This window comes from Vibrio sp. SCSIO 43009 (genome assembly GCF_023716525.1).
Lineage (GTDB): Bacteria > Pseudomonadota > Gammaproteobacteria > Enterobacterales > Vibrionaceae > Vibrio > Vibrio alginolyticus.
Genome location: NZ_CP071842.1, coordinates 703,589 through 723,351, shown reverse-complemented (window position 1 = coordinate 723,351; position 19,763 = coordinate 703,589). Strand labels below are relative to the sequence as shown.

The following is a 19,763-nucleotide window of genomic DNA, read 5'->3' as shown; positions in this document are numbered from 1 at the left end:
GTAAGAAGTTCAACAACAAATAACTCTAAGCACCATGAATGCCCCAAATGTTTATCATTTAGAGGTGATGGTCGAAGAAACCAACTCGCGTAGCCAAATGCCTTTGTCTTCATTGTTTCGGCTGGAATGCCACAGCATAGCAATATCAAAATCCGCAACGGCGATCGGCGGCTTAACAGTAATGAGATCGTCCGAAAAGCCCTCCGCCAACGCCATTTTTTCTGGCACGATGGCAATGAGATCGCGCTTTTTCAACAGATGCCGAATAGTGAGAAAGTTGCGCGACGCCACGGTGACTTTGCGGCTCAAGCCATGTTCTGCGAGCTTTTGGTCTACTTGTGTCTTTAAGCTCCCATCGGGACTTACCAGAGCTTGCTCTATGTTCGCGAACGCTTCCAGAGACAGCTGTGTTTCCCCTTGCAATACCTGTTTATCACACATGCACACGTGCTTTTCGGTGTACAAGTACAAGCTCTCAAAGTTGTCATCCAACACCGGCATGCTGCCAATAATGACATCGAGCTTTTCATGCTCAGTTAATGCCACGTAGTTGCTACGATTGACGTTAATAAAACTGATCTGCGCCTCTGGGGCGCGCTGGCGTATTTCGTCATAAAGCCGAGGAGCAAAGATAAACTCGGCATAATCCGTTAACCCGATGCGACATACACCCGCGTAATTTTCAGGTTGGAAGGCAGACTTAGTGAGCAAGTCTTTGGCGATAGAATCCAATAAGTGATGCACAGTTGGCGCGATGTGGTGAGCGTGCTCGGTGGGCTCCATCTTGTGCCCTTTTCGCTCAAAAAGCGGGTCGTCAAACAACAACCTTAAACGAGACAAACTATGACTCATCGCCGACTGGCTAACGTAACTTTTCTCTGCCGCGACGCTAACGCTTCGATAGCGATACAAGTAGGAAAACGTCACCAATAAGTTCAAGTCAATGTTGCGCCACTGAATGTCCTCTTTCACTCCAACATCCTCATCCCATTTCATTCATAGATGAAATTAAAATCATCAATTTGAGTCATTTTAGAGCATTCGATAAATTAGCAACAATGCTTTTTAGATAAACAGGCTCGACATGTTCACCATATTCAAAACTTTTTTCTGGCTGGGTTGGTTCAGCTTCGGCGGCCCTGCGGCTCATATTGGTTATTTTCGCCAAACATTTGTTGAGAAACTGAAATGGCTTGATGACAGCGAGTACGCGCAAATTGTCGCGCTCAGTCAGTTTTTGCCGGGACCGGGCTCAAGCCAAGTTGGCTTTGCTTTAGGCTATAAACGTGGCGGTTTAGGTGGCGCATGCACAGCATTTGTCGGATTCACGCTTCCTTCAGTGGCCATCATGTTGGCGCTGGCGATGGTGAGCAGCCAAATCACCGACACCGCAGTGTTCCAAAACATCGTTCACGGCCTAAAACTGCTCGCAGTCGTCGTCGTGGCGGATGCGACTTGGGGCATGTACAAAAACTTCTGCCAAAGTAAACTGACCGCGGGTTTGTGCATCGCGACTGCGATTGCGTTGCTGGTGGCACCAAGCATCATGACGCAAATGTTCGTGTTGATCGCAGCAGGTTTTGTCGGAATGCGATATCTGAAGAAAGACTCCGCGCCATCAGCCGAGCCGTTTAAACCGTCTATCGCGCCATTGGCTCTATTTGCGATGCTTTTACTCGGCTTACCGTTAGTGGCTCATACGTTACCTTTACTTGGGCTGTTTAGTGATTTTTTCCAAGCTGGTAGCTTAGTGTTTGGTGGCGGTCATGTGGTTCTGCCGCTTCTGCAAAACATTGTTGGCGACCAGCTCAGCCAAGATGCATTTTTAACAGGCTACGCCGCTGCACAAGCTGTACCAGGGCCAATGTTCACCTTTGCGACTTTTATCGGTTATGAGCTTTCGGATACGCCAATTTTAGGTGCGCTGCTCGCAACGCTTGGCGTATTCCTCCCAGGGTTTCTTTTACTACTTGGCGTTCTTAAGAACTGGCAAGCACTGGCAGGAAAACCGCTGGTCTCCGGCGCCATCAACGGTGTAAATGCCTCGGTAGTAGGGTTACTACTCGCGGCACTTTACCAGCCAGTATTTAGCAGCGCAGTTGTTGCTCCCATCGACATGGCGTTAGTGGTTGCAGGTTTTTATCTACACAAAAAGATCAACCTATCGGTGCTATGGATGATCGTGTTTTTTGTGGCAGCAGGCCTTGTCACGGGCATGATGTAGCCTGCTGATACGCCAACTATTGAATCTAGATAAACCACGGGCACTCAAATACGAGTGCCCTTGCTTAGATTAGATAGTGAAAACGGAACAGACCCCGATAAAAAGAGCATCACAAATTATGACTTAACTTCTCTCGGTTAAGCCATTGTTCATTCTTACCAACTTAACTGCATCATGACGAGAATGGACATCGAGTTTTTTGTACAACTTGTATATATGGCTTTTCACTGTACTTTCAGATAAAAAAAGTCTTGAAGCAATTTGTTGATTTGAAATGCCGTACACAAGTAGCTCTAGAATCTGTTTTTCTCTGCATGTTAACTCATCATGCTGCTGTTCTTCGGACAAATTTGCATGCCGATAATTGAGGACTAACTTCTCTAGGTACATTCTTGGTAGCCACAACCCACCTTTCAGTACGTATTCCGCGCCATCACATATATGTGTCACTGATGCACTTCGGAGCAAAATTCCTTTTAACAACTTCCAATGCAGTAAGTCCGTTTGTACTTTTTCACAAGGGACGTTGTGAAGCATAAAGGACCACCCAAATAGATCAAAATCTGGTAACTTTCCTTGTACTTCAAGCTGACGCATAAAATCGTAATCAATAAACATCAAATCGATACTGAGTGAGTGACTTCTGAACACCACTTCATCTGGTTGCATTATCTTTACATCGACATCATGAATGGAAGACAGCTGTTTTTTTATTAAGTTACTTTGTAAATTACTCTCAGCTAGCAGTATCAAGTGCTTCTTTTCCATAGTCCCACCACATTAACTTACCTGTTTCACCAACCCCCGTTAGAAAATTAATTGGAGGCAGCAAAGAGAATTTATCTTCATTTTAAGTAGAAAATATAGCACTTCAGAATGATATCGCATTTCTTTTCAGCACCGAAAAAGACTTAAAAAGTATGAACCTGTTGTGTTTTTATCCATACTTTTCAACCTGTGTTAGCATAAGGATATGATTTATAATATTAAATAATAAAGATAATAATTGGATAAAATGCCATTTATAAAAAATGGATGACTGCTCCGCTCAGTGCAATAGAACAAATTACTTCTTTATATTGGCTTCATTTCATACTTGATGAGTACTTAAAGTAAATACAAAAAATAACATTATGATTATGTTATTTTTTTCTTTAATACTTTAAAGAGACGTACCTAAATACTCCCTTCCAGCCTGAATCATTCTCAATAATGAGAACAGCTTTCACTGATCCTTTCTTATAATTTCATCGCTTCCCACAACATTTGAAGGAAGCAGCAAGAAGTTAAGTGCAGTCATTTTTAATCAGGAATAACAGGAAATGGAGTAATCGTTATGACTCTAAACAAAACAGGGCTTGCTTTAGCAATGTCAGCAATTTTATTTAGTGGCTCTCTAATCGCGAATGAGATCGATGATGGAGACGACAACATGCAATGGACTGACAGCGCTAATACCGATATCGGTTTATCTGGCAGCTTCAACGATAACAGTGACAATAGCGCATCTCTCGGTGTTGGTGATAGCTTCAACGACAACAGCGATAATAGTGCGTCACTAGGTATTGGTCATAGCTTCAACGACAACAGCGACACTGACAACAGTGCAACTCTTGGTGTTGATGACAGCTTTAATAACAACAGCGACAACTCAAACTCGAGCACTAACACAGCTCAAAGCCACAACGACAATAGTACGTCTAACGCTAACGACAACAGTACCAGTGCTGATCTTGATGTGAGCCTAAATAGTGATAGTAGTGATTCAAGTACTAACACAAATAGAAGCTACAACGACAACAGCGACTCTAGTACTACTGTAACACGTAGCAACAATGACAACAGTGACTCTAGTATCAACAGTAGCTTTAACGATAACAGCGATAATCGTAATCAAAGCGACAACCGTAACCAGAGTGATAACCGTAGCTACGCTGATACAAGCACAACAAACTCGAACAGCTTTAACGACAATAGTAACTATCAAAGCGACTCGAGCTCAACAAATGTTGATAGCTTCAATCAAGTCCATATGGATACAGATATGGTTGTTGCGAGCTCAAGCCTAATGGGTGGTGTTACAGGTGCATCAGTTATTTATGCAACTAACGCGGATGATACTCGAGTTCGAGTTGAAAACATGAACACCCTTGGTGGTCTTGGTGGTGCAGCTGGTATTACTACCGTTGGTCAAATGCTGGTTCAAATTCACTTGTACAACAATCTGTTACAACTAATGCAAGTGTGTTTACTGGGGGTGAGTAACCGACTAGTAGGAGAAAGCGATGCGTTTGGCAATCTGTACTTTGAGTATGATAGTTGCCTGCACTGCACTCGCTGATGACATTGCATTATCTGGCGGAGAAGTTAGCTTGGATATCATGAATGAATCAAGAGGTGGACAAAATGTTGAACTCGACTTGGTTTATGCAGAATCAGATATCAATGGTATTTCGTCAGATAATGTCGCGTCAAACACCGTGAGTGGTAACAATATACTATCAAGTGGAGCGTTCGCAGACAGTTCGGGTATATCCAACGTAATTCAGAACAGCGGAAACAACGTTTTAATCCAGAACTCTACCGTCGTTAACCTGACACTCAAGTAAACAATATGAAAGTATTAAATAACTTAATTTGGCTGATGCTCGTTTATTCAGCATCAGCCATTTCATTAGAACTGCTACCTTACCGAGCACATTACTCTGTTCCTGTTAAAAGCTACAAAGAAATAGTGTTCGGTGATGTTTTTCGCCAACAGTATGACTTTAGCTGTGGCTCTGCCGCCCTGGCTTCTCTTCTCACTTTTCATTATGCAACAGAGTCATCTGAACAAGATATCTTCAAAAGCATGTTTGAAAAAGGTGATAAAGAAAAAATCAAAGAGAAAGGTTTTTCTTTGTTGGATATGAAGTTTTACTTGGATTCCATAGGGTTACGTTCTGACGGCTTTCAAGTAGGACTGGAGAAAATTAAAGAAGTCGGCGTCCCTGGGATTACTCTCGTTAATTTCGACGGGTATATGCATTTTGTTGTCATCAGAGGTATAAACAATCACTCAGTTATTCTAGGAGACCCTTCTAGAGGAACCATGATAATGAAACTGGATGAGTTTGAAAAATATTACCAAGGAATTGTGTTGCTGGTCCGTAACGAAGCGGAAATGGGAAGGTCTAGCTTTATAACCAATGATAATTTCACCGTATATCAAAGATCACCATTAAAAACAGGAGTGTCTAGAGATTCCTTAGGGGTATTTAGCATTACTCTCCCAGTTTCCGGTGAAAATTAATATAACATTGTTTTAAATAACTTTAAGAAATTAACAACCTGAAAGGCCTACATTATGAACTACAATAAATTTTTGTTAGTGCTTTGTATGCTAATACCTCATTTTAATGTGAATGCTAAAGATGTTGGCCTGCAAGAACTTACTCCTCTTTCAAATTTATCTTTAGAAGAATATCGAGGTGGCTTCCAAATTACGGATGAGTATATTATTAATATTGGATTAAGCATTACTACGACTATAAATGGCGATGATATTTTGAACACAAACATTGCCAACTTAGTAATTGAAAATGGTAATTTAAAAAACATTAGCGCAAATAGTGAAAATCAAAGTGGAGATATTTTCAACCAGGGTATTGTTAACATCATACAATTTGGTGAAGGAAATATTATTGGAGATGATTCTATAGATTCACCCAAAATGCCTTCGTCTCAAAATCCTAATATAATAAGTTCAGACTTTATAAATTCAAGTATTATCAATATTATTCAAAACACGAAAGATAACAGTATTATTGGACTTAGCACGCTCGTAGACATTGATGCTCAAGTAAATGGGGTAATACGGGAAATCAAAGCAAACCAACAATTAGAAGACGCCTTATTGAACCACCTTCAATGAGCATTTCCATTTTTATCTGAAAAATTGTCACGTTAAGCTTCTTTGATATTAGAAACGACTGATATCTATGATTACATACCAAAAGAAAGGTAGATATATCAATAGGCCACCATCATTTTAAGAATATATACCTACTTTATCCAATATAATCCAATCAATTTATAATGCGAACACTAGGCGCTAACGATAAATTAGGCCCAAGACTCAAGGGCCTAATATCCATTTTACAAATTAAAAGGTACTCGTACTGTTAATTGAAAGTCGGGAGTATCTTCTGTAAGACCAGCTTGAGCACTAACATTGATAGATGAGCGTTCACTAAAGGCATAGTTTATACCAAAAGTTAATGCATCTAATTGAAGCAACTTAGCATCATCTGCCGATCTGCCATTTACTTTGCTTTTTAAAATAGTTTTATGGCTAAGTCCTAAAGAGAATGAAAGATCAGGATTCACCGCAAACCCCATTCCTCCTGAAAGAGAAATAGTGTCTCCAAGTTCAACATCAGCTTTTGTGTCGCCAACTGTAACAGTATCCTCTAAGTTATAAATATAACTTAGACTAGCGAACAAGACCGCAGGATCAACAGGGTGAATAAGAGATAAATTAGGCTCAAAACTCCAAAAACCCGAACCTGTAGGGACATCACTAAATGAGTTGCTTCCATCTTCAATAGAAACATCATAAGGCGATCGTCCTGTATCCGACTTTACTCTAAGGCCACCTACCCAGTATGGCGCAGACTCAAAGTTAAACTGGTGCCTCAATGCGAACTCTACATCACCAAGCCCTCCGCCATCCACCGTTGTGTTTACTACTTCACTGTTTGAACCATCTTGAATGGGGCGCGTAGAAACTTGGTCATTACGATACACATACGGCACTCTAACTTCTAACTCTGTGGCGTTTGTTAAACCGTACCGAGCAGTTAATCCAACGGTTACTGTAGTCCTATCCGAATCACTCACTTCAATTCGCCCAACAATCAGAGTTGGTAAGACTGTATACCCAACAACAGATACTTTGTTTGAAGAGTTTTGTGTATAGCTTAAAGACGAATCAAATGACCATTTACCTTCAGGTGTGAGAACGCCTGGGCGCTCAATAACATCACCAACCGTTTGGGCGCGCTGAGGAATATCATCTCCTTCAGCACCATATGCATTCCCCGCAATGAATAAACTACAAAGATAGGTACCCAGTAAAGTCTTCCGTAACATCACATCTTTCCTTTTGCTGATGATCGTACCCAAGTAATCTCAGGCAATAGCTTGAGGTGAAGCTCCTAACTTTCCAAAGTAAGATTAGTATAGCTACTTCAAAACCACGACATACCTTTAAGTTTGGCGCTTTGAAGAAATTAGGAGACATTTATACTTATCTTCAACACTAAGCCACTAGTTAATAAATAATTAGGATAGATTCTATGTTTTCGCAATATTATTAATAAAATAAATTGCTTACCTGTGCTCTTAGTATGAAGTCGATATGACATAACAGCTGAAAAGCCTGTTCTCTTTTGCGTAGCATCAATCACATTGCTTTTTTAGATCGAGTCGCTCCGACTTCAACCATAACTAACGCTATCTTCCCCACATATTTCATCAAAATGCATTCCCGTGTCGCGATTTAACATGCTAAAGTTAACAATGCGTTAACAATTATAAATACAATGAGAAGACATGGAGTCACTTAAAATGAATCAGCCGAATCTAAATAGCGCTGCTGGTTGCGCTCTCCCACCACCAAATGAAATGATCCTCAAATGGGCTCAAGAGCGTCCAAATGAGGTCTACCTAAAACAAATTATTAACCGACAATTTGTTGAGTACACATTCTCTGATGTTGCAGATCAAGCCTTAAAACTTGTCAGCGCACTACGCTCACTTGGTGTAAAGCCTGGCGACAAAGTCGCATTAGTATCTAAAAACTGTGCAGAATGGTTTATTTGCGATCTTGCTATGATGCTTGGTGACTATGTCAGTGTGCCAATCTTTCCTACCGCCGGTGCAGACACCATCGAATACTGTGTGACTCATAGTGAAAGTAAAGCGATCATTGGCGGAAAACTCGATGATCCCAAAGCAACTCAGCAAGTCATTGATGCTATGCCTGAACTCATTAGCATCGCTCTACCTTATGACACGGCACCAAAGTGTAAGCACGAATACCAAGCGCTCATTGCTGATGCAGTGCCAAGTAAAGAGCGTCCGCAGCATTACGATGACAAGCTAATGTCGTTGGTGTATACCTCAGGCACATCAGGGTTACCGAAAGGCGCGATGCTAACTTACGGCGCATTCAGTTGGTCTGTTCAGCAACTGATCAATCATATTGGTATCCAAGAAAACGACCGATTGTTCTCTTATTTACCGCTCGCTCATATTACAGAGCGTGTTTATATCTTCGGTTCATCGATTATGGGTGGCGTGCCAACAGCATTTCCAGAGTCACTGGACACTTTTATCGAAGATGTGAAGATGCACCGACCAACTCTGTTTATCTCCGTCCCACGATTATGGACGCTATTCCAGCAACGTATTCAAGACAAACTTCCACAGAAGAAGCTCAATATTCTGTTGAAAATCCCATTCGTCAATTCTTTGATCAAGAAAAAGCTAGCAGATGGTCTAGGTTTAGATCAGGCTCGAGTATTAGGCTGTGGCTCTGCACCTGTCTCGCCAGCGCTGTTGGAATGGTACCACTCAGTGGGCCTTGATATCACAGAGGCTTGGGGGATGACGGAATCATTTGCCTACAGCACGCTCAACTACCCATTTAGAGCTGACAAAATCGGTAGTGTCGGTAATGCAGGACCAGGCATTGAGTTAAAAATCGCAGCTGATGATGAAATCATGGTGCGTGGCAAAGGGCTATTTTCTGGCTACTACAAAAATGACATTGCCACCCAAGAGTCTTTTGATTCAGAGGGCTGGCTACACACAGGCGATATCGGCGCTATCGACTCAGATGGTTATCTAACGATTCAAGGCCGTAAAAAAGATAACTTCAAAACCGCCAAAGGTAAATTTGTCTCTCCGGTTCCTATCGAGAAAAAGCTTTTCGAGTACAGTCGCGTAGAGATGATGTGTCTCATCGGTTTAGGGCTACCCGCTCCGATTCTTTTGGTTGTGCCACATGACTTCCCTAACTTTGATCGAGAGCGATACGCACGTACCACACGTAAAGTTATTGCCAGGATGAATCAAGAACTCGCCTCTCATGAGCAAATCAAAGGTGTGTTAATGATTAAAGAACCTTGGAGTATAGAAAATGGCGTACTGACGCCAACGCTTAAAATTAAACGTCATGTGCTCGAACAAAAGTATCATGAGATAGGCCACAATTGGCCAAAAGATGAATTGGTCGTGTGGGAAGAAGACTTGTAATTTTGCTTGCACTCCTCAACACCATTGGGGAGTGCAACTTAACTTTGAGCTTGAATCAAACTCATAAACTACTCTCTCCAGAATGGCTTACTCACTTCACAACTAATCTCCCTTTCACCTAACCCAATATCGTCCCAAAGGTGCTTTGGTAACTCTCTCAAGTGACGACGTGTCTTATAGTTCCTTCTCCAAGCCGCCAGTTTAGAATAAATTAACTGTAACCCGCTCTGATGGGCAGTAGGTATAGTACGCTCACAAGTGTGTGTCATGTTTTCCATTTCAAAGATCCCTATACAATGTTGACCACTTAATAATCAGCGACTACGCTGATATCCTCAAACGATAGAATCTGCCATAGAGTTAAGGAAAACTAATGTGAAAGATCGAATGCCTCCCTTACAGGGCTTGTATTACTTTTTCGTTGCAGCAAAGGAAGGAAGCTTTAAAACGGCAGCAAAAGAACTGTTTGTTACGCCAGCGGCCATTAGTCAGCAAATTCGTCATTTAGAAGAGTTCTTAGGCACGGACCTATTTGTTCGTCAGCACAGAAAAATCGTGCTCACACCTGAGGGAGAGCTACTGTTTAGTCAGGCAGAAAGAGGGTTTGCTCATTTGCAGCAAGGGGTAAGATTAGTCAATCAAGATCCAAACCCGAACCACCTTTCGATATCAACACTCCCCTCTTTCGCTCATCATTGGTTAGTCCCGAAAATTACGGCTTTTCGTCAGCGTCACCCTGATATCGCCTTGCTATTAGAACCAACCAATGATTTGGTGTCTTTTCAAGATAGCCAGATAGATTTATGTGTTCGTTACGGTTTAGGAAAGTACCCCAATTTAGAATCACAATGGCTAATGGACGAAGCTTTTTATCCAGCTTGTCATCCGGTGTACCAGAAAGAGCACGGGATCTATAACATCGAGGATTTAAGCAAAGCTGAGCTGATTGAAGATGTTTGGCCTGATCTTGATTGGAATATGTGGTTAGCAACCTTGGGTCACTGCGCAGCAAAGCCTACCTTAAAATACAGTGGATCACATCTCGTGCTTGAGGCTGCACTATCACTTCAAGGCGTGGCATTAGTAAAACACAGTTTAGCTCATCAATATTTTCGTTCTGGCAAATTGGTCCGAATTGGAGATATCGCTATCAAGCCCAACTTTGCGTATTACTTGTGTGCGCCAAAAGGCTACTTAAAAAGACCTAAAGCTCAATTGTTTGCGCAATGGTTGAAGGAAGAAATAGAAATATTTGAAAAGTCAGTGGTACCAGACTTTAAGACCATTGACCTAAAAGGCAACAGCACTAGAACGGCATCATAACAATCATCAAAACAAACGCTAAATAGGAATAAAACAAACACGCTCTGCGTATAAGACTGCTAAATACAAAAAGCCCCGCACTAAGCGGGGCTTTCAAGTTATAGAGTTAACTTAAGAATTACTTCTTAGCATTACGCTCTTTAACGTCAGCAATTACTTGCTCTGCAACATTTGTTGGACATGGTGCGTAGTGTGAGAACTCCATAGAGAACTGACCACGACCAGAAGTCATAGTACGTAGAGTACCGATGTAACCAAACATTTCTGATAGAGGTACATCACCCTTGATACGTACGCCAGTAGAAGCTGCTTGTTGGTCTTTGATCATACCACGACGACGGTTAAGGTCACCGATTACGTCACCAACGTGATCTTCTGGAGTGAACACGTCAACTTTCATGATTGGCTCAAGAAGTTGCGCGCCAGCTTTAGGCATAGACTGACGGAATGCACCTTTCGCTGCGATTTCGTAAGCGATAGCTGAAGAGTCAACTGCGTGGAAACCACCGTCGAATAGTTCAACTTCAACGTCTAGAGTAGGGAAGCCAGCTAGAACACCGTGCTCCATCATTGACGCAAAGCCTTTCTCAACTGCAGGCCAGAATTCTTTAGGTACGTTACCACCAACAACTGTTGATTTGAACGTGAAGCCAGAGTTTGGCTCACCTGGTTTGATGCGGTAGTCGATCTTACCGAACTGACCAGAACCACCAGACTGTTTCTTGTGCGTGTAGCTATCTTCGATTGCTTGAGTGATAGTTTCACGGTAAGCAACCTGTGGAGCACCAACTTCTAGCTCAACGCCGTAAGTACGCTTAAGGATATCTACCTTGATGTCTAGGTGAAGTTCACCCATACCTTTCAGGATAGTTTCGCCTGAATCTTCATCAGTCTCAACTTGGAATGATGGATCTTCTGCAACCATTTTACCGATCGCGATACCCATCTTCTCAGAACCGCCTTTATCTTTAGGCTTAACTGCGATAGAGATTACTGGATCTGGGAAGATCATTGGCTCAAGAGTACATTCGTGCTTAGGATCACATAGAGTGTGACCAGTTTGAACGTTCTTCATACCAACTACAGCGATGATGTCACCAGCTTGTGCTGAATCGATTTCGTTACGCTCGTCCGCGTGCATCTCAACCATACGGCCGATACGCTCTGTTTTACCAGTTGCAGAGTTAAGGATTGTGTCACCTTTCTTCATCTTACCAGAGTAGATGCGGATAAAGGTTAGAGCACCGAAGCGGTCATCCATGATCTTAAATGCAAGAGCACGTAGTGGCTCGTCTGCAGATACAGTCGCAACTTCACCAGTTGGCTCACCAGTCTCTGAATCAGTTAGAGGCTGTGGATCAACTTCTGTTGGAGATGGTAGGTAATCAATTACCGCGTCAAGAATAAGTTGGATACCTTTGTTCTTGTACGCTGAACCACAGTAAGTTGGGAAGAATGCTAGATCACGAGTACCTTTACGGATACAACGTTTGATGTCTTCTAGAGATGGCTCTTCGCCTTCTTCTAGGTAAGCCATCATTAGATCTTCGTCTTGCTCTAGAGCAGTTTCGATTAGCATTTCACGGTATTCAGCAGCTTTCTCTACCATGTCTGCTGGAATATCTTGAACTTCGTAGTTCTCTGGTTGGCCAGACTCATCCCATACGTAAGCTTGTTGGCTTAGTACGTCTACAACACCTACGAAATCTTCTTCGATACCGATAGGTAGAGTCATAACTAGAGGTGTAGCACCTAGTACGTTCTGTACTTGATCTACAACTTTGTAGAAATCTGCGCCCATACGGTCTAGTTTGTTAACGAAGATCAGACGTGATACGTGTGATTCGTCAGCGTAACGCCAGTTAGTTTCTGACTGAGGCTCAACACCACCAGAACCACAGAATACACCGATACCACCGTCAAGTACTTTTAGAGAACGGTAAACTTCGATAGTGAAGTCAACGTGTCCAGGAGTATCGATGATGTTTAGACGGTGATCGTTCCAGAAACAAGTTGTTGCTGCAGACTGGATTGTGATACCACGCTCAGCTTCCTGCTCCATGAAGTCAGTAGTAGTTGAACCGTCGTGAGTGTCACCGATCTTATGGATCTTACCAGTTAGCTTTAGGATACGCTCTGTAGAGGTAGTTTTACCCGCGTCTACGTGAGCAAAAATACCAATGTTTCTGTATTTTGATAAATCAGTCATTGTCTTACTCTGTTAATAAGGTATAAAGTGCGCGCAGAGTATATCACATTCTGTCAATACTGATACCCTTGCGTGCGGATGGAAGAAAAAAAATTTTAACGTGAAATTTCCGTCCCCAAAGCATAGTCAAACACAGCAATTTATGTACTTTATTCGCATTTTATTGAGGACGGATAGAACAGTTTGTGATTGCACAAATACCATTCTTATGAGCATTACAGCTCGTCAAAAGCCTCTATCGCTTCCGACAATTTCTTAACGCCGTGAATTTGCATGCCAGGGATGCCACCTTTCGGCATGTTGGCTGCTGGCACGATGGCTTTCTTGAAACCATGTTTGAACGCTTCATTCAAACGCTCTTGCCCACTTGGCACTGGACGGATTTCGCCCGCAAGCCCTACCTCACCAAAAATCACCACATCTTTAGGGAGTGGACGGTCACGAAAACTCGATAAAAGCGCCATAACTAAAGCAAGATCAGCGCTTGTCTCCGTCACCTTAACACCGCCAACCACATTAACAAAGACATCTTGGTCTGCCATTTGTAAGCCACCATGCTTATGCAACACAGCGAGCAAAAGTGATAGGCGGTTCTGCTCCAAGCCGACCGCAACACGACGAGGGTTGGCTAACTGCGAGTAATCCACCAGCGCTTGAATCTCTACTAGTAGAGGGCGCGTGCCTTCCCAAACCACCATGACTGAAGAGCCTGATGTTTCTTCTTCACCACGAGAAAGGAAGATCGCTGATGGGTTACTCACTTCCTTCAATCCTTGGCCTGTCATTGCAAATACACCAAGCTCATTCACAGCACCAAAACGGTTTTTATGACTACGCAAAGTGCGGAATCGGCTATCCGTTCCACCATCGAGTAGTACCGAACAGTCGATAATGTGTTCAAGAACTTTGGGGCCCGCAAGGGTACCATCTTTTGTTACGTGACCAACAATAAATACCGCAACATTATTCTGTTTTGCGTATCGTGTCAGAGCCGTCGCAGATTCACGTACCTGAGCAACACTGCCAGGCGACGATTGAACATCAGAAACGTGCATCACCTGAATCGAGTCTATTACCATTATACGAGGCTGCTCTTTTTCGGCGATTTGGCAAATTTTGTCGACGTTCGTTTCCGATAGCATTTTTAAATGATCTTTCGGCAAGCCCAATCGGGAAGCACGCATTGCCACCTGCTGTAATGACTCTTCACCGGTTACGTAAAGCGTTGGCATTTGCGCAGATAAACTACACATGGTTTGCAACAGAAGGGTTGATTTACCTGCACCAGGGTTACCACCAATCAAAATTGCGGCACCTGGCACAACACCACCACCCAACACGCGGTCAAGCTCTTTAAACCCACTGGTGAAGCGAGGTACTTCTTGCAGATCAATTTCGGATAGCGTTTGAACCGTAGCTTCTGTTGCGGAACCAGCGTAGCCGCTTAAGCGTTCATTGCGAGCAACGGTTGGCGATGCAGCGATACGTACTTCTGTTATCGTATTCCATGCACCACATGCGTTACACTGCCCCTGCCAACGGGGAAAGTCCGCGCCACAATCATTACAAACATACGCTCGTTTTGCTTTCGCCATGATGCCTCAATTTTTTCTACAAATGTGACTAAGCACAGCCAAGTCAGACCTGAACTGAAATGAACTATTGATATACTTAAGTATTACTTCGCTTAGCCGATACAATTTAAAGTAACGACATACTCTAACAGAAATAATGCAGCAATCTGAAATTCTCTCGCTCGCAGAACGACTCATTCCCGTTTACGGTACGAATGACTTTGACTTTGTCCTTGGCCAACTGACCGAGGAAGAGCCGCCTTCGGCCAAAATTTTGGTTAAAATGGAACTTAACCGCTTAATGGCTCCATGCAAAAAAAGCATTGATTTGCGAGGTCGCGTTCAAGGCGAATGTCGCGAGTATATTTTGGATGGTATTCCACATTGGTTGGATGATGTTGCTTTCAACGCTTACCATAAAAACATCAAAAAGTTTGGCTGCTACACGGAAGGAATGTGGGAAGCATTGGTCAACACGCGAAATAACTTTCGCGTAATGAGCAAGCGCCTTACTCAGCAAAAAACGCAATCGTTAACGGATCCTAAAAGCCCGTTCTTAGCAGAACCCGTTCACCTAGGCTACGATTTAAAGCGCCAAGAAAAACGCTTGAAAGTCCAATCTCAAGTTGAAATTTGCCGTTCTAAAGGACAGCTTCTTCATGGATTAAGCATTGATTTATCTAGCTCTGGCGCAAAGTTCAAAGTCCCTAGCGCATTTAAATATAACCTTGGGGAAATTATTCAGGTCACGTTTACTGAATTTGCCAGCAAATCTAACGTTGCAGGTATAGAGAAACCGCTTGCATACCGCATACTCGCGGTTGATGACTGTTACGAAAATGACTCAGTTCGATACCTCAGAACCATACGCTTAACTGACACCAATGTCGTCACCAGAGTGATAGATGAAGCGCTCAACAGTGCTGCTAAAAGGGCTCGTCACGACAATCAAGACAAGATTATTCGAGCTCGAACTCGCGGTTATGAGCACATCGCACTAAAGCACACCAGCAGCTTGCCTCTATTCTTTGATGGTAGTGACCTAAAATTAGCAATGTTAACGCCAAACAATCAAAAGCTTTGGCAATACTGGCACGATGAGAGAAACCAGCAAATGTTTGGTTCCTTATTCAACGAGCAACGCATCGCGTCACTCATTAAGCCTGGTGTGAAAGGAACAACCAATGTCCTTTATTCATTTACTCACGAGCACGAGAATCGAACCTATTTCTATTCGATGTTTCGCCCTGAAGCAACTCGCGAACAGCGCCAGCTATTTTGGCATTTAGGTGGCAAACGAGAGAGTTGGCGCGCCTTTAGAATTTCAATCTTTGAACTATCTGAGCAAGAACAGGAAGACCTAGCAGCTTTCTCTCCAGAGTTAGCAGAAACGTCTCAATCACTGACTCATATTGGTATTTTGCAAGAAATTGCTGACGAAAAATCAGGGCAGGATTACCTGCTAACTGAAAAGCCGCGCTTACCCGCTAATACGTTAAACGCGTTTCGTCATCCGAGAAGAGTTATCGGCAATCCAAAGGGCATTTATTTTGATGCAAAGTCTCGTCGAAAAGAGCCTCGTTATCGTTTTAAAACACCTTTAGAGTTGTACTCAGGACAAACTAAAACAGGCGGCTGTACTGTTGACCTTTCCAAACGAGGACTCGGAATTAGGCTAAGTGAGCCCACGATGTTACGTTCTGGGCAAGAGGTAAGAATCAACTTTCGAGAATTACAACTCTACGATAAAAAATTGCCGTTAATGTCGGTGCCATATCGAGTAATTCGTGTAAGCCCAGATGGTTGTAGCGTGCAGCTAGTTATTGATGAAAGCAGCCAAACCATGAAGGTAATCGCTTTTTTCAACAGCATTATCGAGCACAATCAAGACAAGCTAATCCCGCAAAAAGAGACGCTACCAAGTAATGCTCTACTTGAAAGGCTGCACTGCATGTTGCTCTCGCGTACGCTGAGCACGCCCATTTTTATCAGTAAGAGTACGTCATCTTCAATAAAAACCCCCGTTATCGGGGTGAACTTGCCGCTACCTAAACACATTGAGCTTTTTGCCCGTCTTGGGCATGACCAACTGTTGTCACTTGAACCTATCTTTAAAGGCCGGACAAGCACATTAATCGCAGAGCCAATAAAACGTGTAGAAGGTGCTCAAGCCAGACATCAGGATATCTACATAAGCGCCGCAAAAGTAGGCAATAAAATTACAGGCATTGAGTCAAAGCTTCATCAAGAGTTCAACAGCGTAAAAGAGCGGATTCAATTTATAAAGAAAGCGCGAATGATGGGTGACTTTTACGTGCTTCGCCTTTCTACTGCACCAATTTTCGATCCGATGACATCATTACTGCAACAAGATTTAAGTGACTTAACCCAATTTGGTGTACATCAAGCGAGCAAGTTAGAAAAAGAGTTGACGGCGCTCGTTGGTTACAGTGAATTTGAAGACATTACTGAAGAGGTTGTAATTAGATTGGAGTTAACCGAGTAAATTCAAAGTCATACCAAATTGAAAAAAAAACACCGCCTTTCTGGCGGTGTTTTTGAATGGATGGTTAAGGTTTAGCTTTCCAGCTAACCTTTTGCTGCTTCACCAATGCGCCAGATAAAATACAGAGCACACCGCCCAACCCAGCAAAGCGAATCGCAGATTGCGCTTGAGCTTCCACTTTTGGTTTTGCGTGATACGCAATCCCTAATCCTGCCACCGACATCATCACAAGATCATTAGCGCCATCACCGACAGCAACCGTGTTATGCTGCTCAATTTCATATTCATCCGCCAGTTCCACTAGAATGTCAGACTTCATCTGCGCCGTTACCACATCGCCAAGTACGTTACCCGTGAGTTTGCCGTCATTAATTTCTAATTGATTGGAACGAGCAAAATCTAGGTCGACTTTATCTTTGATGTAATCAGAGAAGTAAGTAAAACCACCGGAGGCAATCGCTGTTTTCCAGCCCAAGGCTTTCAACGTCGCAATTAGCGCTTCAAAGTCCGGCATGAATGGTAACTGGGAACGAACTTGTTCAAGAATTGATTCATCGGCACCTTTGAGCTTACCAACTCGCTGACGTAAACTTTGCTCAAAATCCAGCTCACCTTGCATGGCACGTTCAGTGACTTCAGCGACCTCATCCCCTACTCCTGCCAGTTTCGCGATTTCATCAATACACTCTATCTGGATCGCCGTTGAATCCATATCAAATACAATCAACCCTTGGGTTGATAGATCGGGCACTTCATTAAGCGAGGCGTAATCTAGGTTGAGACTTTGTAAGATCGTTTCATGTTGAGGAGTCAACTCTCCGGCCATCAGGGCTACTTCATATTGGCCAACTTTCCACGTTTCTAGTATCGGGTTGTAAAAGCCGGTGAAGAAATCAATGTCTTCGAAGTGACTTGGCGAAAGGTACTCAGCAAATACGATCCAGTTTGCTTTTGCTTTATCTAATTGGGAGGCAAATCGAGTCTCGGGTAATCGTTTTAAAAGTGTCGTATGTTTTCTGATAGGCAAGCTTTTTGACGCGTCCATGTATATAATCCCTTATGACTTTGCTAAAACGTTACCTCAACAAACTAAAAAGGCAAGTCTTTGTTTTATTTTAAATGGATGAGTAAAGAGCATGAGTGAATCTTTGTTCTCAGTAAGGAATGCCCTAAGAATTCTGGCACTAATCCTACTGTGTGTGATGTTGTTTATCACAATAAAAAACAGTGTTGTGATCAGTAAGGGTAATGAGAAAATTCAAGCACAACAGCTTGAAACACTCACCAAAGTTTTGATTTCACAGGCGTCTCTTTCTGCCAGTGAGATGATTTTAACTAAAGATCAAGAACGATTACTTCAGCTAACAAACCAACTAGCACAAGACCGTTTAGTGTTTGATGCAACAATCTACGATGCACAGGGTGTACGTTTAGCGTCTAGTGAAGAGGCATTATCGGTACGCGAAGTTCTTGGCCTAGATACGCCTTTGGCAACAGCTTCCATTGGTCGCCAGCAGTTGGTTGAACCAGTTTTTGCAGATGGTGCGCTTATCGGTTTTGTTCGCGTGACCTTTGAGACGGGCCGGGTGACGGCTATTTCTGACCACCACTATCGCAAGAGCGATCGTTATATGTACATGATGGTCTTAATGAGCTTTGTCTGTGGTATGTTGTTCATCTTGATTTTACGTCGACAACCGATACGTCGTAAAAAAGCGCCAAACCTGCTGCTAACCAAGTAACTAGGTAGCGCTAACAACTCATATAAAAACAGCCCGCAATGTGCGGGCTGTTTTTTTAGCTCTTGAGAGCGAAAAATAGAATGACTCTTCGTCGCTTACTCTTCGTCACCAAGCAATACTGAATCTAGTGCGATTAGCATCATGTCGTTGAATGTCGTTTGACGCTCGTCAGATGTAGTCTGTTCGCCAGTCTTGATATGATCAGAAACCGTACAGATTGTCAGAGCTTTTGCACCGTATTCTGCCGCAACACCGTAAATACCAGCAGCTTCCATTTCAACACCAACAATGCCGTACTTGTCCATTACATCGAACATTTCTGGATCTGGCGTGTAGAAAAGCTCTGCTGAGAATAGGTTACCAACTTTAACGTCAATACCGCGAGCTTTTGCAGCGTCTTCTGCCGCACGAACCATGTTGTAGTCTGCGATTGCCGCGAAGTCATGACCTTTAAAGCGGATACGGTTCACTTTAGAGTCAGTACATGCACCCATGCCGATCACAACATCACGCACTTTGATGTCTTCATTCACTGCGCCACAGCTGCCAACACGGATGATTTTCTTCACGCCGAAGTCTTTGATTAGTTCAGTTGCGTAAATCGAGCATGATGGGATACCCATACCGTGGCCCATTACCGAGATCTTACGGCCTTTGTATGTGCCTGTGTAACCAAACATATTACGAACGTCACACACTTGAACGACATCTTCAAGGAAAGTCTCTGCGATGTATTTTGCACGTAGTGGATCGCCAGGCATCAGTACGACGTCTGCAAATGCACCCATTTCAGCATTGATATGTGGAGTTGCCATTTTCTTTTCCTTAACCTTTCTCTAGCGCTCCGCGCTTAAGGCGATATAAGCCAGAGTATTCTCATTTC

The 19,763-nt window shown here is 43.0% G+C and carries 17 protein-coding genes; 9 read left to right on the top strand and 8 right to left on the bottom strand.

The annotated features are described in order from the left end of the window. Window positions 1-54: 54 nt before the first annotated feature. Window positions 55-972, bottom strand: coding sequence for a LysR family transcriptional regulator (locus J4N43_RS03410; protein WP_053349839.1), 918 nt, complete (start codon window positions 970-972; stop codon window positions 55-57). Between the two features lie 112 nt (window positions 973-1,084). Between J4N43_RS03410 and chrA the strand changes: the two genes are divergently transcribed. Next, window positions 1,085-2,224 carry a chromate efflux transporter gene (chrA, locus tag J4N43_RS03405; RefSeq protein WP_053349840.1) on the top strand — a complete coding sequence of 380 codons (1,140 nt, stop codon included), beginning with the start codon at window positions 1,085-1,087 and terminating at the stop codon, window positions 2,222-2,224. Window positions 2,225-2,347: 123 nt separating this feature from the next. On the opposite strand, the gene J4N43_RS03400 is transcribed toward chrA, so the two are convergent. Further along, window positions 2,348-2,992, bottom strand: a complete 645-nt coding sequence (locus tag J4N43_RS03400; RefSeq protein ID WP_005380169.1) for a helix-turn-helix transcriptional regulator — start codon at window positions 2,990-2,992, stop codon at window positions 2,348-2,350. Between the two features lie 568 nt (window positions 2,993-3,560). Between J4N43_RS03400 and J4N43_RS03395 the strand changes: the two genes are divergently transcribed. From J4N43_RS03395 to J4N43_RS03380, 4 genes are read left to right on the top strand one after another with little or no spacing between them, the layout of a single operon-like run. Continuing rightward, entirely contained in the window at window positions 3,561-4,565 is a 1,005-nt protein-coding gene (locus J4N43_RS03395; protein WP_353505860.1) for a dentin sialophosphoprotein, read from the top strand. Continuing rightward, the gene (locus tag J4N43_RS03390; protein WP_005380167.1) at window positions 4,510-4,833 is read left to right on the top strand and encodes a hypothetical protein; all 324 of its coding nucleotides are present in this window, start codon (window positions 4,510-4,512) and stop codon (window positions 4,831-4,833) included. The genes J4N43_RS03395 and J4N43_RS03390 overlap by 56 nt, the downstream gene beginning before the upstream one ends. 5 nt (window positions 4,834-4,838) lie before the next feature. Continuing rightward, window positions 4,839-5,516, top strand: a complete 678-nt coding sequence (locus J4N43_RS03385; protein WP_005380165.1) for a C39 family peptidase — start codon at window positions 4,839-4,841, stop codon at window positions 5,514-5,516. Window positions 5,517-5,570: 54 nt separating this feature from the next. Continuing rightward, window positions 5,571-6,137, top strand: coding sequence for a hypothetical protein (locus tag J4N43_RS03380; RefSeq protein WP_005380163.1), 567 nt, complete (start codon window positions 5,571-5,573; stop codon window positions 6,135-6,137). A gap of 224 nt (window positions 6,138-6,361) precedes the next feature. Here the strand turns inward: J4N43_RS03380 and J4N43_RS03375 are convergent, their stop codons facing one another. Beyond that, the gene (locus J4N43_RS03375; protein ID WP_158159759.1) at window positions 6,362-7,357 is read right to left on the bottom strand and encodes a transporter; all 996 of its coding nucleotides are present in this window, start codon (window positions 7,355-7,357) and stop codon (window positions 6,362-6,364) included. A 477-nt stretch (window positions 7,358-7,834) separates the two neighbouring features. On the opposite strand from J4N43_RS03375, the gene J4N43_RS03370 reads away from it, so the two are divergent. Then, entirely contained in the window at window positions 7,835-9,526 is a 1,692-nt protein-coding gene (locus J4N43_RS03370) for an AMP-binding protein (RefSeq protein WP_025768211.1), read from the top strand. Between the two features lie 68 nt (window positions 9,527-9,594). On the opposite strand, the gene J4N43_RS03365 is transcribed toward J4N43_RS03370, so the two are convergent. Beyond that, window positions 9,595-9,795 carry a DUF1127 domain-containing protein gene (locus tag J4N43_RS03365; RefSeq protein ID WP_224721253.1) on the bottom strand — a complete coding sequence of 67 codons (201 nt, stop codon included), beginning with the start codon at window positions 9,793-9,795 and terminating at the stop codon, window positions 9,595-9,597. 106 nt (window positions 9,796-9,901) lie between these two features. Between J4N43_RS03365 and J4N43_RS03360 the strand changes: the two genes are divergently transcribed. After that, window positions 9,902-10,849 carry a LysR substrate-binding domain-containing protein gene (locus J4N43_RS03360; RefSeq protein WP_017820432.1) on the top strand — a complete coding sequence of 316 codons (948 nt, stop codon included), beginning with the start codon at window positions 9,902-9,904 and terminating at the stop codon, window positions 10,847-10,849. 118 nt (window positions 10,850-10,967) lie between these two features. Here the strand turns inward: J4N43_RS03360 and fusA are convergent, their stop codons facing one another. Together fusA and radA are read right to left on the bottom strand one after the other, a co-directional pair. Then, window positions 10,968-13,058, bottom strand: a complete 2,091-nt coding sequence (gene fusA, locus J4N43_RS03355) for an elongation factor G (protein ID WP_005386444.1) — start codon at window positions 13,056-13,058, stop codon at window positions 10,968-10,970. 215 nt (window positions 13,059-13,273) lie between these two features. Beyond that, window positions 13,274-14,653, bottom strand: coding sequence for a DNA repair protein RadA (gene radA, locus J4N43_RS03350; protein WP_005386443.1), 1,380 nt, complete (start codon window positions 14,651-14,653; stop codon window positions 13,274-13,276). A gap of 136 nt (window positions 14,654-14,789) precedes the next feature. On the opposite strand from radA, the gene J4N43_RS03345 reads away from it, so the two are divergent. Continuing rightward, window positions 14,790-17,138 (top strand): PilZ domain-containing protein, encoded by a 2,349-nt coding sequence (locus J4N43_RS03345; RefSeq protein WP_062730463.1) that lies wholly within the window; start codon window positions 14,790-14,792, stop codon window positions 17,136-17,138. A 64-nt stretch (window positions 17,139-17,202) separates the two neighbouring features. Here J4N43_RS03345 and serB read toward each other — a convergent pair whose 3' ends face one another. Next, window positions 17,203-18,183 (bottom strand): phosphoserine phosphatase, encoded by a 981-nt coding sequence (gene serB, locus J4N43_RS03340; RefSeq protein ID WP_138939041.1) that lies wholly within the window; start codon window positions 18,181-18,183, stop codon window positions 17,203-17,205. A gap of 91 nt (window positions 18,184-18,274) precedes the next feature. Between serB and J4N43_RS03335 the strand changes: the two genes are divergently transcribed. Beyond that, window positions 18,275-18,880 carry a YtjB family periplasmic protein gene (locus J4N43_RS03335; RefSeq protein ID WP_005391677.1) on the top strand — a complete coding sequence of 202 codons (606 nt, stop codon included), beginning with the start codon at window positions 18,275-18,277 and terminating at the stop codon, window positions 18,878-18,880. A gap of 95 nt (window positions 18,881-18,975) precedes the next feature. Here J4N43_RS03335 and deoD read toward each other — a convergent pair whose 3' ends face one another. Next, complete coding sequence (gene deoD / locus J4N43_RS03330) at window positions 18,976-19,695, bottom strand: purine-nucleoside phosphorylase (protein WP_005380140.1); 720 nt, start codon at window positions 19,693-19,695, stop codon at window positions 18,976-18,978. Between the last annotated feature and the right edge of the window lie 68 nt (window positions 19,696-19,763).

Coding starts and splice junctions, on each gene's coding strand:
- deoD (WP_005380140.1), bottom strand. CDS start 19,695: ATGGCAACTCCACATATCAATGCTGAAATGGGTGCATTTGCAGACGTC.
- J4N43_RS03380 (WP_005380163.1), top strand. CDS start 5,571: ATGAACTACAATAAATTTTTGTTAGTGCTTTGTATGCTAATACCTCAT.
- fusA (WP_005386444.1), bottom strand. CDS start 13,058: ATGACTGATTTATCAAAATACAGAAACATTGGTATTTTTGCTCACGTA.
- J4N43_RS03385 (WP_005380165.1), top strand. CDS start 4,839: ATGAAAGTATTAAATAACTTAATTTGGCTGATGCTCGTTTATTCAGCA.
- J4N43_RS03400 (WP_005380169.1), bottom strand. CDS start 2,992: ATGGAAAAGAAGCACTTGATACTGCTAGCTGAGAGTAATTTACAAAGT.
- J4N43_RS03365 (WP_224721253.1), bottom strand. CDS start 9,795: ATGACACACACTTGTGAGCGTACTATACCTACTGCCCATCAGAGCGGG.
- J4N43_RS03390 (WP_005380167.1), top strand. CDS start 4,510: ATGCGTTTGGCAATCTGTACTTTGAGTATGATAGTTGCCTGCACTGCA.
- serB (WP_138939041.1), bottom strand. CDS start 18,183: ATGGACGCGTCAAAAAGCTTGCCTATCAGAAAACATACGACACTTTTA.
- radA (WP_005386443.1), bottom strand. CDS start 14,653: ATGGCGAAAGCAAAACGAGCGTATGTTTGTAATGATTGTGGCGCGGAC.
- J4N43_RS03345 (WP_062730463.1), top strand. CDS start 14,790: ATGCAGCAATCTGAAATTCTCTCGCTCGCAGAACGACTCATTCCCGTT.
- chrA (WP_053349840.1), top strand. CDS start 1,085: ATGTTCACCATATTCAAAACTTTTTTCTGGCTGGGTTGGTTCAGCTTC.
- J4N43_RS03370 (WP_025768211.1), top strand. CDS start 7,835: ATGAATCAGCCGAATCTAAATAGCGCTGCTGGTTGCGCTCTCCCACCA.
- J4N43_RS03375 (WP_158159759.1), bottom strand. CDS start 7,357: ATGTTACGGAAGACTTTACTGGGTACCTATCTTTGTAGTTTATTCATT.
- J4N43_RS03395 (WP_353505860.1), top strand. CDS start 3,561: ATGACTCTAAACAAAACAGGGCTTGCTTTAGCAATGTCAGCAATTTTA.
- J4N43_RS03335 (WP_005391677.1), top strand. CDS start 18,275: ATGAGTGAATCTTTGTTCTCAGTAAGGAATGCCCTAAGAATTCTGGCA.